9 protein-coding genes are annotated in these 13,499 nt (G+C 69.5%); 4 read left to right on the top strand and 5 right to left on the bottom strand.

What is annotated here, in order from left to right:
* Positions 1-8: 8 nt before the first annotated feature.
* From garD to BLQ49_RS14595, 4 genes are all read right to left on the bottom strand, one after another.
* Entirely contained in the window at positions 9-1,577 is a 1,569-nt protein-coding gene (gene garD, locus BLQ49_RS14610; RefSeq protein WP_091716802.1) for a galactarate dehydratase, read from the bottom strand.
* 11 nt (positions 1,578-1,588) lie between these two features.
* Positions 1,589-2,359, bottom strand: a complete 771-nt coding sequence (locus BLQ49_RS14605; RefSeq protein ID WP_091716800.1) for an HpcH/HpaI aldolase family protein — start codon at positions 2,357-2,359, stop codon at positions 1,589-1,591.
* Between the two features lie 112 nt (positions 2,360-2,471).
* Entirely contained in the window at positions 2,472-3,368 is an 897-nt protein-coding gene (locus tag BLQ49_RS14600; protein WP_091716798.1) for a LysR family transcriptional regulator, read from the bottom strand.
* Between the two features lie 104 nt (positions 3,369-3,472).
* A complete protein-coding gene (locus BLQ49_RS14595) occupies positions 3,473-3,796 on the bottom strand; it encodes a hypothetical protein (RefSeq protein WP_091716796.1) in 324 nt (107 codons plus the stop codon).
* 484 nt (positions 3,797-4,280) lie between these two features.
* On the opposite strand from BLQ49_RS14595, the gene BLQ49_RS14590 reads away from it, so the two are divergent.
* Positions 4,281-6,482: a TonB-dependent receptor gene (locus BLQ49_RS14590; protein WP_244507598.1), complete on the top strand. Its 2,202-nt coding sequence runs from the start codon at positions 4,281-4,283 to the stop codon at positions 6,480-6,482.
* A 91-nt stretch (positions 6,483-6,573) separates the two neighbouring features.
* Here the strand turns inward: BLQ49_RS14590 and BLQ49_RS14585 are convergent, their stop codons facing one another.
* On the bottom strand, positions 6,574-6,834 hold the full coding sequence (locus BLQ49_RS14585) for a hypothetical protein (RefSeq protein ID WP_091716792.1): 261 nt from the start codon (positions 6,832-6,834) through the stop codon (positions 6,574-6,576).
* A gap of 517 nt (positions 6,835-7,351) precedes the next feature.
* On the opposite strand from BLQ49_RS14585, the gene BLQ49_RS14580 reads away from it, so the two are divergent.
* From BLQ49_RS14580 to BLQ49_RS14570, 3 genes are all read left to right on the top strand, one after another.
* Positions 7,352-9,091, top strand: coding sequence for an outer membrane beta-barrel protein (locus tag BLQ49_RS14580; protein ID WP_091716790.1), 1,740 nt, complete (start codon positions 7,352-7,354; stop codon positions 9,089-9,091).
* A 118-nt stretch (positions 9,092-9,209) separates the two neighbouring features.
* Positions 9,210-9,869, top strand: a complete 660-nt coding sequence (locus BLQ49_RS14575; RefSeq protein ID WP_091716788.1) for a hypothetical protein — start codon at positions 9,210-9,212, stop codon at positions 9,867-9,869.
* 156 nt (positions 9,870-10,025) lie between these two features.
* The gene (locus tag BLQ49_RS14570) at positions 10,026-13,499 is read left to right on the top strand and encodes a PAS domain S-box protein (protein ID WP_091716786.1); all 3,474 of its coding nucleotides are present in this window, start codon (positions 10,026-10,028) and stop codon (positions 13,497-13,499) included.

Here is a 13,499-nt window from a genome sequence, read left to right as displayed (position 1 = left end):
GGCCAGTCTCAGGTGATCGGCGCCGGGTTGAACAGGGTCAGGTCGTTGAACAGGCCCCACTGGTCCGACCAGGGGCGCTTGCGCCCGCTCGCCACATCGAGGATCAGGTGGAACAGCTCCCAACCGACCTCCTCGATCGTCGCCGCACCGGTGGCGATCCGGCCGGCATCGAGGTCGATTAGGTCGGACCAACGCTCGGCGAGCTCGGTCCGAGTGGCGACCTTGATCACCGGCGCCTGGGCGAGACCGTAGGGCGTGCCGCGGCCGGTGGAGAACACCTGCAGCGTGATCCCCGAGGCGAGCTGCAGCGTGCCGCAAACGAAATCGCTCGCCGGCGTCGCGGCGAAGATCAGGCCTTTTTCGCGCACGCGCTCGCCGGGGGCCAGTACCCCGGAGATCGCACCGGCGCCCGATTTGGCGACCGAGCCCAAAGCCTTCTCGACGATGTTGTTGAGGCCGCCCTTCTTGTTGCCCGGGGAGGGGTTGGCGCGGCGGTCGGCCTCGCCCTTGGCGAGGTAGGCATCGTACCACGCCATCTCGCGGATCAGGGCCTCGGCGACCTCCGGGGACTTGGCGCGCGGGGTGAGGAGGTGGATCGCGTCGCGCACCTCCGTCACCTCGGAGAATAGTACGGTCGCGCCGCAGCGCACCAGCAGGTCGGCCGCGAAACCGAGCGCCGGGTTGGCAGTCACCCCCGAAAAGGCGTCGCTGCCACCGCATTGCAGGCCGACCACCAGATCGGAGGCCGGGCAGGTCTCTCGGGTCCGCCGGTTCAGCACCTCCAGCCGGGCTTCGGCCATCGCCAGGATGCTGTCGATCATGGCGGAGAAGCCCCGGTGACGCTCATCCTGAAGCCGCACCACCCCGTCGCCGGCCGCGCCGGCATCCGGCAGCAGGCGCTCCGAGACGAGCTTCTCGCAGCCGAGGCCGACGACCATGACCTCGCCGCCGAAATTCGGGTTCTGGGCGAGGCTCTGGAGCGTCCGGATCGGCACCACCGCCTCAGGGGCGTTGATGGCGACGCCGCAGCCATAGGCGTGGGTCAGGCCGACCACGTCATCGACGTTGGGGTAGCGCGGCAGCAGCTCTTGCTTGATCCGCCGGATCGCCACGTCGAGGGTGCCGGCGACGCATTGCACGCTGATCGAGATCGCCAGGATGTTCTTGGTGCCGACCGATCCGTCCGGGTTGCGGTAGCCCTCGAACGTGTAGCCCTCCAGCGGGGGCAGGGGGGCCGGCACCCGGGTGGCCAGCTCCAGGGCGTCGAGGGCGGGGGCGACTGGCGTCGCGACCCGGGATTCCTCCACCCAGGCACCGCGGGGGATGGCCTGTGTGGCGATGCCCACCACCTCGCCGTAGCGGCGGACCGCGCCGCCCTCCGGGATGTCGGTCAGCGCCACCTTGTGGCCCTGCGGCACGAACTCGACGAGTTCCAGCCCGTCCGGGAACACCGTGCCGGCCGGCAAGCCGAAGGCGTTGACCACGATGGCGACGTTGTCGGTCTCGCTCAGGCGGATCGTGCGCGGCACGTCACCGGTCGCCGGGAGACGGGGCGGAGCTTCGATCTCGGCCTGCATCGCAAAACTCCTCAGCGCGCCGTCCGAAAACGCCCGGCCAGCGCCTCGGCGTTGCGGGCGAGCAGGCCCAGATCCGAGCCGACGGCGGTGAACCGGGTGCCGGCCGCGATGTAGCGCTTGGCCAGCTCCTCGCTCGGCGTCAGGATGCCGGCGTGCTTGCCGGCCTTCACGATCCGGCCCACCGCCTCCTCGATGGTGCGGACGACCTCGGGATGGCCCTGCTGGCCGAGATAGCCGAGGCTGGTGGAGAGATCGCCGGGCCCGATGAACACGCCGTCCACGCCCTCCACCGCAGCGATCGCGTCCAGATTGTCCAAGGCGCGGCGCGACTCGACCTGCACGATCACGTAGATCTCGGACTCGCAGCGTGTGTGGTAGTCCCGGATGCGGCCGAACCGGGCCGCCCGGGGGGCCTGCGAGAAGCCGCGGATGCCCCGGGGGGCGTAGCGGGTCGCCGCAACCACGCGCTCGGCCTGCGCGGCATCGTCGATGTTGGGGATCATCAGCGACTGCGCGCCGGCATCCAGGATGCGCTTGATGGTGATGGGATCGTCGCTCGGCACCCGCACCACCGGGTTGGTGGCGTTCTCCATCATCGCCTGAAGCTGGAAGTAGATGTCCCGGAGGTCGTTGGCCGAGTGCTCCATGTCGAGGAGCATCCAGTCGAACCCGGCCCCGGCGACGATCTCGGTCGAGATCGGGCTCGCGAGGCTGCACCACAGGCCGATCTGCTGGCGCCCCTCGGCAAGCGCCGCCTTAAACCGGTTGGTGAGGCTGTCCATCGCGAGTCCTTCCCTGTGGCTCCGGGCGTCTGCGCGCCGTCCACGCCATCACGCGCAGCCTTTGACCGGGAGGTCAAAGCCAAAGGCTGGATCGATCGATACAACGGCTGCATCAACCGACGCGTCCGAGCCCGTCCGACAGGATCGCGATTAGCTGGGTGATGAGGGGATCGTCCACGTCGCGCCGCCACGCCAGGACGAGCTCGACCGGCCTCGGCGCCGGCAGGGCGAGGGGCCGGAAGGCGACACCCTCGAAGCGCAGGCACTCGGCGGCGGCCGGAACCAGGGCGATCCCCAATCCGGCGCGGACGAGGGCCAGGATCGCGTGGATCTGCGTGAGCTGCTGGACGATCCGGGGCTGGATCCCCGCCTCGGTCAGCAGGCCGAGGACGAGATCGTGGAAGTAACGGGCTTCGTTCGGCGCATAAGCGATGAACGGTTCGCCGCCGAGGTCGCCGGGTCCGAGGCGGTCGCGCCGGGCCAGCGGATTGGCCGCGGGCAGGGCGACGACGAGGGGTTCGGCGAGCGCCCGGACGGAACGTAGATCCGGATGCGTCACGGGCGGCCGCACCAGGGCGGCGTCGAGGCTGCCGGCGCGCAGCGCCTCGATCTGATCCCGACTCACCATCTCGCGCAGCGACAGGGTGACGTCCGGCAGGGCCTGCCGGAGCGCGGTGACGAGGCGCGGCAGGAAGTCGTAGGCCGAGGCGGCCGTGAAGCCGAGCTTCAGGATGCCGGCGTGCCCCGCCGCGACCTGCCGGGTGACGTGGGTCGCGTTCTCGGCGAGCCGCAGGATTCGCTGGGCCTCGGGCAGGAAGCTGCGCCCGGCCGCGGTCAGCCGGACCGAGCGGCTGCTACGCTCCAGGAGCTGCACGTCGAGGACGCGCTCCAGCACCTGGATCTGCCGCGACAGGGGTGGCTGCGTCATGTTCAGCCGGGCGGCTGCGCGCCCGAAATGCAGCTCCTCCGCGACCGCCGCGAAGCACCGGAGCTGGCTGAAGTCGAACATAGGCGCTCCGTGGCGCGCGGTGACGCCGCCCATAAGGCCCGACGCGACCGCACACGCTCAAGGTATGCCGCCCCCGAACGGAGCGGCACAGCCCTGAATCCAGATCAGCAGCTCAGCCGCCGGCCTTCCTTGCGGCCGAACACGCGCCAATGCGCGGCGCCGGATTCCATCTGGCCATTGGCGATGGCGCGGCGGACATCCGGGTTGCAGCGCAGATACTCGCGCTCGTCGAACCCGTAGGCAGCGCGCCCGCCACGATAGTCATCCCGATCGCGATAGCCGCGGTCCCGGTCATCGTAGTCGCGGTCCCGGTAGCCACGGTCGCGATAGCCGTAACCATCATCATAGGGGCGGGGCTGCGCCGTGACCGGGCCGACCACGCCCAGAATGCCGATGCTCACCGCAGCCGCCGTCAGAAGCGCCTTCATGGTTCCAAATCCTTCTATCGGTGGGCTGAAACGCGCTGCGCCGCAAATGGTTCGATTGGCTTGGCCGTACGGCGGGATCCCGGCGCGATCGACTTATGCTGGGCGCGATTCGGGTGCGGGGCCGACCTTCACTGATCAGGCCCCGTCGAGCCAGAGGGCATCCGGCTCCCTGCCACCCCGCGCGCGGACCATCAATACGCCGCGCCTGACCGTTCGCGACACTATACATTCCAAGATCTTCAATTATAAATTGGAATTTATTCGAACACGCACACATTGAACAGAGCCAATAAGACGAACATCGGATTATAATTATTGCAACATAAGAAGACATCTGTTGACTTGTTGCTTTTGTAGATCTTAGCAGTCGGCCTCATCAGCTCGAAGATATGGCAGGTCGATGCGTTCGAACACTTGGTATGGCCCACTTAGCCTTCACCATCTCCTGCGAAGATCTGCCAAAGGCCAACCCGCATCGCGAGCCGTGCTCGCCGCGCTGGCGCTCGCGGTGACGGACGCCCCGGCAACGGGACAGGCTCTGGCCGCACGACCGGAGGCTGCCGATCCGGCCGCGTCCCAGCCCCGACGCTCCGCGCCACCGGACGTGGTGGCGCTCGACGAGCTGTCGGTGGAAACCCGAGGCGGCGCAGCGAAGCCGGGGCTTCCACCGCCCACCGGCACGATCGGACAGCCGCCGGCGGCCTTTGCAGGCGGCCAGGTCGCGGGGGGCGGCCGCGTCGGTTTTCTCGGCAACCGCAGCGTGTTCGACACGCCGTTCACGCAGGCCAACTATACCGCGGAGCTGATCCGCAATCAGCAGGCCCAGTCGGTGGGCGATGTCCTGGCCAACAACGCCTCCGTCCGGGAGACGCAGCCGCCCTACAGCGCCCAGCGGAACATCATCGTCCGCGGCTTTCCGGTGAATGCGAAGGACTTCGCCTTCGACGGGCTGTACGGCATCGTGAGCGTCCACCAGCCCGCGCTTGAGGGGATCGAGCGGGTGGAGGTGCTGAGCGGGCCCGGCGCCTTCCTGTACGGCTTCCCGCCCTCCGGGAGCGCCGTGGGCGTCGTCAACCTCGTCCCGAAGCGGGCGGCCGAGGCGCCCCTCACCCGCGTGGAGGCTCAGTTCCTCTCGGCCGGCACGGTCGGCGGGTCCTTCGATATCGGCCGCCGGTTCGGGGACGGCAACGCCGTCGGGATCCGGATCAACGGTGCGTATCGCGATGGGGCGACGCCGATCGATCATCTGAACCAGGGGGCGGGCGCCCTGACGCTCGGCCTGGATTACCGCGGCGAGGCTCTGCGGCTCAGCCTCGATGCCGGGTACCAGCACCTCGACTTCGACGCCCAGAACAACGGCTTCACCGTTCTCCCGGGTTTTCGGATCCCCAGGGCGCCCCGGCTCAGCCTGAACGTGCAGCAGCCCTGGGAACGGGCCGAGATCGACCAGGGTTTCGGCGTCCTGCGGGCGGAATACGACCTCACGCCGGACGTGACGCTGTTCGGCGCCGTCGGCGGATCGCGGGCGGATCGCGACTTCTTCGGATCGAACGGCACGATCACGAGCGGGGCCGGCGCCGTGCAGCTGCAGACCGGCCGGCTCGCGGGCGAGTATACGCAATGGTCGGGTGAGGCCGGCTTGCGCATGCATCTCCAGACGGGCCCCGTCGATCACGGGCTGGCCGTCGTCGCCACCCATTACGAGAGCGACGAGCCCTTCTACCGCACCGGAATCGGCCTGCTCCGATCCTCGCTCTACGCGCCCGTCCTGTATCCGCCGCCCGCTCGCCCGGCCCGGCGCCTCGAGGTCACGACCCGGTCCGACCTGGACGGCGTGGCCGTCACCGACACGGCCTCGATCCTCGACGGCCGTATCCAGGTGATCGCCGGCGGCCGCTTCCAGGGGATCAAGCGCGACCTCGCTTTGCCGCAGGGGGGCTTCCAGTCGCGCTATGACAAGTCGGCCTCGACCCCGGTCGCGGCCCTGATCGTCAAGCCCTGGGACCGGCTGTCCCTGTATGCCAGCTACGCGGAAGGGTTCGGCTTCGGGCCGTCCGCGCCCGCGCAAGCCATCAACGCCTCCGCGACGCTGCCGCCGGCGGTGACAAGTCAGATCGAGACGGGGGCGAAGCTCGACCTCGATCCGGTCGGGGTGACCCTCGCGTTCTTCGAGATCAAGCAACCCTTCGGCACCCTCGAACCCCGGACCCGGGTGTTCGGCCTGAACGGCGAGCAGACCAATCAGGGGCTCGATCTCAACGTGTTCGGCGCGCCGGTGGAGGGCGTCCGCGTGCTGGCGGGCCTGACGCTCATCGATGGGCGCCTCGCGAAGACGGCCGGGGGCACCTTCGACGGCCACGTGGCCCCCGGCGTGCCCGCCGCACAGGTTAATCTCGGCGGCGAACTCGATCTCCCGCCCTGGCTCGCCAAGGGCGTGACGCTGACCGGGCTCGTGATCTACACGGCGCCGCAATATTACGATCAGGCCAACCGGCAGAAGCTCCCGGATTATACCCGTCTCGATCTCGGCATCCGCTACAGCTTCGTGGCGAATGGAACGCCACTGACGGCGCGCTTCAACGTCGAGAATGCGGCCGGCGCACGCTACTGGGCGTCGGCCGGGGCGGGGGTTCTGAGCTACGGCACGCCGCGGACATTCCTGGCCTCGCTGAGCGCAGACTTCTGAGCCCCCGCTTCAACGGGCTAGGCCGCCGAGACCCGTCCGGGCCGGCTGCCGCCGCGGGACCGGTATCCGTCCGGTCCGCGGCGGATCGGACTTACATCCGGTGCATCATGCGGTGGCGCATCTCGCGACGCATCATATGACGCTCCATCCGGTGGCGCATCATCCGGCGCTCCGCATGGCGCTCCATGCGACGACGCATCATGTGGCGCTCCATCCGGTCCATCTGGACGGTCGAGACCATGTCGGCGGGCGCGGCGACGGCAGCGGGCGCGAGCGGCGCGGCGGAGGCCGGGAGCGCCAGCGTGCCGCCGAGGGCGGCGAGCAGCGCCGCGGTGAGGATCGAATGACGCACGGGGAAAATCCTTTCTTGCCGCCCCAGTGGGGACGGACATGCTCCACGAACCCACGACGGCAGAAGATCCATCCGAGGCCCGCCCAGGAAGCCGCAGGCGGCCAGAATGGTTCCCAGGGTTGAACCAGGAGCGCCGATTTCGCTTCGGGCGATGATGCCGGCTTGCATCACCCACCGCCTCCGTCATGGAGTTCGACAGCCAGGCCCGATGCCGGCAAGGTGTAACGGCCTCCCTCAATAACAAGAATTTGCATCATTAAATTGGTATCTTAGCCAATCAATGCAATTTTTTCGATTGATAACGATCATGTATTTCAAGATACTGGCGCGATTATCAATATAAGAACTCCTTTACAAAAATTCTCCTCAGTGAAATACAGCGATTCAAATCACGTTCGTACCAAATTGGACGCACCGTACTCAATCGTCGACACGGTTTTTACCGATCGTTTACCACGAAACCGTAGCGCACAGTGAGACGCGACGCGAAAATCACATGCGATGGGGGCTTTATCATATGCGGCGCACCGTAAGTTCGGGACTTCTTCTTGTTCTCCTGTCGCAGACCGCCCTCGCCGCGGATCTGCCTCGGGCGTCCAGGCCCGATCCCGTCAAGCCGGACCTCGCCCTGCCGCCGCACTTCACGTGGTCGGGCGCCTATGCCGGCCTGTTCGCCGGGTACGGTGCGCTCGGCAGCGCCACGCGCTTCATTTGCACGGATCAGGCGGGAAGGGCCGGTGACGATTGTCCGATTCTCCCCTCGCGACGCGCTTCGGATGGCAGCTTCATCGGGGGCGGCGAGATCGGCTACAACTGGCAGGCGCCCTTCGGCCTCGTGGCCGGTGCCGCCGTGGATTACCAGTTCACCCGTCTGTGGGGCTACGGCCGCCAGCAGGGTGACTTCCGGGCCATCGACGGCTCCATCATTCCGAACAGCGTCGCCAATTTCGGTCAGCGGCTGGACGACCTTACGACCGTCCGCGGCAAGCTCGGTTTCGCCATCGATCGGACCTTCGTCTACGCGACCGCGGGCTTGGCCGTCGGCAACGTCCGGATCGACAACAACCTGTCCTTGAGCCTTCAGGGTGATTATCCACCGTTGGCCACATTCGATGGCCGCGGCGGCACGGTGCGCCTCGGCTACGTGGCCGGTGCCGGCATCGCGTATGCCTTGAACGAACACCTCTCCGCGAAGGTCGAGGGCCTGTATTACGATCTGGGCTCCCGGGCCGTCGTGCCCGAGCAGACATCCGGCCTCCTGCCCGGCTATCGCGCCGGCACCCGCGTCACGACGGACGGCTTCCTGACCCGGGTCGGCCTGAACTACCGGTTCGGGGGCGGGCTGCCCGACCTGCCGCCGGCAGGTCCAGTCGGCCCCGCCACCTGGGCGTTCGAGGGCGGGCTGCGCTACTTCTACAGCTCAGGCAGCCCGCGTGAGACGCTGAACAGCAACTACCAGCCGACGCAGGTGAATTCCCGCCTGATCTACGGCGGCGCGCAGGCCCATGCCGGCGAGAGCTTCGCCCGGCTGGAGCACAATCCCACGGGCCTGTTCGTCAAGGGCTTCCTCGGAACGGGCGGCGTCACGGACGGGCGGCTCTCGGACGAGGATTTCCCGCCCGCTGTCAATCCGTATTCCAAGACGTTCTCGACGATCAAGGACGGCGACATCAGCTACGGAGTCGTCGATTTCGGCTACGATCTGCTGCGCCGGGACGGTTTCAAGCTCGGGGGCTTCTTCGGCTACCAGTCCTTCTCCGAGCTGTATAACGGGTATGGCTGCCGGCAGGTCGCCGGGAGCGGGCTCTGCGTCCCCACATACCCGGCCGACCTCAAAGGCCTCGGCGAGAACATGCAGTGGAACGCCCTGCGGGTCGGCCTGATCGGCGAGGCGCGGTTCGACCGGGTCCGGCTGAGCCTGGAAGGTGCTTACCTGCCGGTCGTGGCCGTGGACGGCGTCGATCGCCACTGGCTGCGGCCGCACATCAACCCGGGCCCGGAGGGCGGGCGGGGCGACGGCTACTTCCTGGAGGGCATCGTCTCCTACGACCTGACGCCGTCCGTGAGCGTCGGCGTCGGTGGCCGCTACTGGCGGATGCAGGCCGACAAGGCGCAGGCGGCATTCCCATTGTCGCCGCCGAGCCCGATCAAGTTCGAGACCAACCGCTACGGCGGCTTCGTGCAGCTCTCCTACAGGCTGGCGGATTTCGGCCTCGGCGAAGCGGGCACCCAGCCGGTCCTGATCCGCAAGGATTGAGGCCGCACCGGTCGGGGGCCCCTGCGGGTCACCGACCCCTGATCCCGGCGGCTCGGAGGATCCCGACCGCTGGGGCGCGGCGCGTGAGCGCGCCGAGACCCGATCCGAGGAGGCGAGGATGCCGTTCCACCGCCCGTCGCGGCTGCGCGCCGCCCCTGTCGCAATCGTGATCGGGCTCGGCCTGATCGCAGGCCTTGCCCCGGCCCTGGCAGAGCCCGCCTCCGACACCACGGTGGCGTGGCACTGCTACCGCAACGCTGCCGCGACGGTGCTGGCGACCGAGAAGACCGACTCCGTCGGCAGCAAGCTCCTGCTGCGCAAGACCACCGCCGACCTCAAGGCCGACTGCGCCGTGGAGCAGCGGCCGAGCGACCGCGTCCTGGGCGAGGACGACCCGAACGACGCGAAGGGCTGGAGCGCCTACACCGTCGTCGGCCTCGTCAAGAACCTCCTGATCCTCGACGAGGGCACCAGCCCGGACCGGAACCTCGTGATCGTCGAGGTGCCGGCCGGCCGCAAGCTCCTCGATGTCGGCTATTCGGTGCAGGATGGCTGCGGCCCGAGTTCCGGCTGCCAGAGCGAGGAGTTCCGGTTCGACGACAAGGAGCTCACCTTCTGGCGGCAGCTCAAGGACAAGCCGACACCCAAGAATTGTCCGGGCTATGCTGGCTTCATGAAGACCACCGGCGCGGCCGCCCTTGAGGAGCGATCGGTGTTCACGTTCGTGACCCGCAAGGTGGAGGGGAGCGGCACGCGGCGGTGTACGGCGCGGCAGTAACACGGAGAATGGCCGGGCGGTCGTAACCCGAGGCGTCCATGCCGCAGGCGGGCGGCAAGGAATCCGCAACCATCGGATGAGAAAGCTGCGATCCAACAGCACCGCTGGTGCTTTCGGGGCGCGGTTCGCGCCGGTCGAACGGATCCGCCCGCGCCGATGCAGACAGACGCGCCTCCCCCGGCCGCGCCGCCGAGCCCCGCCGTTCCCGCGGCCGTGGGCGTTCCGGAGGGCTGGGACGGCGCCGCCGGCTTCGGCCAGTGGCGCCTCGACCCGTCGACCCGCCGCGTCACCCGCTCGGCCGGGCTCGCACGCCTCCTCGGGGCGCCGGACGCGCGCGACCTCGCCTTTGCGGACCATTTCGCCTGCTATCATCCGGACGACCGCCCCGGCGTGACCGCGCGGGTGGAGGGAATCCTGTCCGGGGACCGGCCGGCGGACCCCTATCAGGGGCGGGCGCGCATCGTGCGCCCGGACGGCACCGGCCTCGACGCGATCATCCAGGGCGTCCCGGAATTCGGGCCCGACGGCGCGCTTGTCGCCCTGCACGGCATGCTCCTCGACGTGAGCGATCTCGTCCGGTCCGAGCGGCGGGCCCACGAGACCGACCAGCTCCTGCGCGGGATGCTGGACAGCATGGACCAGGGCCTCGTGGTGCTCGACGCCGCCCAACGGGTCCGCGTATTCAACCGCAGCGCCGCGGAGCTGCTCGATCTGCCGGACGATGTGCTGCGGGCGGGCGTCGCCTTCCCGGACATCCACGCCTACCAGCGCGCCCGGGGCGACTTCGCGGCCGCCGAATCCGACCTGCGGCTCGGGATTGCCGGCCGCGACCCAGGGGCGCTTCCGCCCCTGTTCGACTGGCGCCTGCCCACCGGGATCATCCTGGAGGTTCGCCGCTCACCCCTAGCGGATGGCGGCGCGATCCTGACCGTCACCGACGTGACGCAGAACCGGATCGCCGAGCGGGCGGTGGAGGAGAGCGAGCGCCGCTATCGGCTGCTCACCGAGAACAGCACCGACATCGTCATCTGGTCCGACCTGACGACCTGCCGGCGCTACGTCTCGCCCGCCATGCGCGCCGTCCTGGGCTACGATCCGGACGACCTGATCGGCACACAGCCCCTCGACTTCGTCCATCCCGACGACCTAGCGGCCTATCGCGCCGTTCTCGAGGACCTGACGAGCGGCCGCACCGCGCAGGCCCTGACCTGCCAGCGCTACCGGCACCGGGATGGCCATTGGGTCTGGCTGGAAATCTCCTTCAGCCTGACCCACGACCGGTCGACCGGGGTGGCCGACGGCTACGTCGCCACCCTGCGCGACGTGAGCGCCCGCAAGGCGGCCGAGGAGGCCCTGCGCCTGAGCGAGGCGCGCTACCGGGCGCTGGCGGATGCGCTGCCGCAGCTCGTCTGGATCGCCTCCGTGGAGACCGGGGAGGCGACTTACGTCAACCGGCGCTTCGAGGATTACTACGGCCCGATCGGCCCGTCCCGGGCCGCGCGCCTCGCCCGCAACCACCCGGAGGATGCGGAGCGGATGGAGCAGCTGTGGCGCACGGCGCGCGCGCAGCGGACCGGCTACGAGGTCGAGGGGCGGCTGCGGTGCCACGACGGCGCCTATCGCTGGCACAAGCTCGTGGTCCTGCCGATCTGGCAGGGCGACGCCATGGTCGGGATGCTCGGCACCGCCCTCGACATCGACGAGATCGTGACGGCCCGGCGCGCGGTCGAGGAGGCGAGCGGCCTGCTGCGCCTCGCCCAGCAGGCCGCCAAGGCGGGTACCTGGCACCTCGACCTCGACAGCGGCCGGATCACGTGGTCGGCCGAGAGCGCGCGCCTGCACGGAATCGGGACCGATCGAGAATACGAGCTCGATGCGCAGACCTGGCTGACCCTGATCGACCGCGAGGACGGCACGCGTGCCCTCGAAGCCGCCGCGGCGGCGGCCGAGACGGGCGAGACCTTCTCGATCGAGTTCCGGGTCCCGGATCCGGCGGGCGGCGTGCGCTGGATCAACGGCGTCGGGCGCGCCGCCCCCGAACCGGACGGGCGGTCGCGGCGGGTCATCGGCCTCAACATCGACGTCACCGCCCGCAAGGCCGCCGAGGCGGACCTCCGCGCCGCCAAGGCCGTGGCGGACGCGGCGCGGCTGGAGGCCGAGCGGGCGAGCGCGGCCAAGAGCGAGTTCCTGGCCGCCATGAGCCACGAGATCCGCACGCCGCTCAACGGGGTGATCGGCTACGCCGACCTGCTCCTCGACGAGCCCGATCTCGGGCCGGCGGCCCGCCGGCACGCCGACCGCATCCGCACCGCCGGGGCGGCGCTCCTGACGGTGGTCAACGACGTCCTCGACTTCTCGAAGGTCGAGGCCGGGCAGGTCGAGATCGTGCCCCGGCCCTTCGCCCTGGAGGCGCTGATCGACAACGCGGTCTCGATCGTGCGCCCCTCGGCCGAACGCAAGGGTCTCGCGCTCGCCGTCACCCGCGGGGCGGACCTGCCGGACTGGATCGAGGGCGACGAGGACCGCCTCCGTCAAGTGCTCCTCAACCTGCTCACCAACGCGGTGAAGTTCACGCCGGCCGGACGCATCGGCCTGACGGTCCTACCCGTCCCCGGCGGGGTCCGGACGCGAGCCCTGCGCTTCGAGATCCACGATACCGGGATCGGCATCCCGGCGGACAAGTGCGACCGGCTGTTCCGGCGGTTCTCGCAGGTGGACGGCTCCATCAGCCGCGAATACGGTGGGACGGGCCTGGGGCTCGCCATCTCGAAGTCGCTGGTCGAGCTGATGGGCGGAACGATCGGCGTCGCGAGCGCGGTGGGGTGCGGCTCGATCTTCTGGTTCGAGGCCGCCTTGCCCGAGGCTGCGCCGGAGACGGCCGTCACGGTCCCCGCCGCCGCGACGGTCCGCGCGACCGGCAAGCGTCTGCTCCTCGCCGAGGACGTGCCGCTGAACCAGGATCTCGCCCGAACGATCCTCGAACGGGCCGGCCACGCGGTGGACGTGGTCGGCGACGGGGTCGCCGCCGTGGCGGCCGTCCAGACCCGGGCCTACGACCTCGTCCTGATGGACGTGCAGATGCCCGTGATGGACGGGATCGCGGCGACCCGGCGGATCCGCGCGCTGGACGACCCACGGGGCCGCCTGCCTATCGTGGCGATGACGGCGAACGTCCTGCCGGAGCAGGTGGCCGAACTCCGCGACGCCGGCCTCGACGACCATGTCGGCAAGCCGTTCCGCGCCCAGGCCCTGCTCGCCGTGATCGACCGCTGGACCGGCACCCCCGCGGAGCCGCCGCGCCCCGCCGGCACGATCGACCGTGCGGTCCTCGACGAGATGATCGAGATGATCGGCCGCGCGCGGATGAACGACCTGCTCGCCATGCTGGCGAAGGAACTCACCCAGCGGTTCGGCCCTGCCGCGCCGGAGACAAGCCGCGACCGGCTGATGCTCGACGCTCACGCGATGGTGTCGGCGGCCAGCATGGTCGGCTTCGGGGCTCTGGCCGAGACCTGCCGGGCGGTCGAGGCCGCCTGCCGGGCAGGGGCGGATGTCGCCCCGATGCTCAGGACGCTCCGGGACCGCACGGCGATCACGATCGCCGAGATCGAGGCCCTTCGGGCGGCCTGA

The organism is Methylobacterium phyllostachyos (genome assembly GCF_900103445.1).
In the GTDB taxonomy this organism is placed as follows: Bacteria; Pseudomonadota; Alphaproteobacteria; order Rhizobiales; family Beijerinckiaceae; genus Methylobacterium; species Methylobacterium phyllostachyos.
Note: the sequence above shows the minus strand (reverse complement) of the source record. Positions and strands in the feature narration are given on the sequence as shown.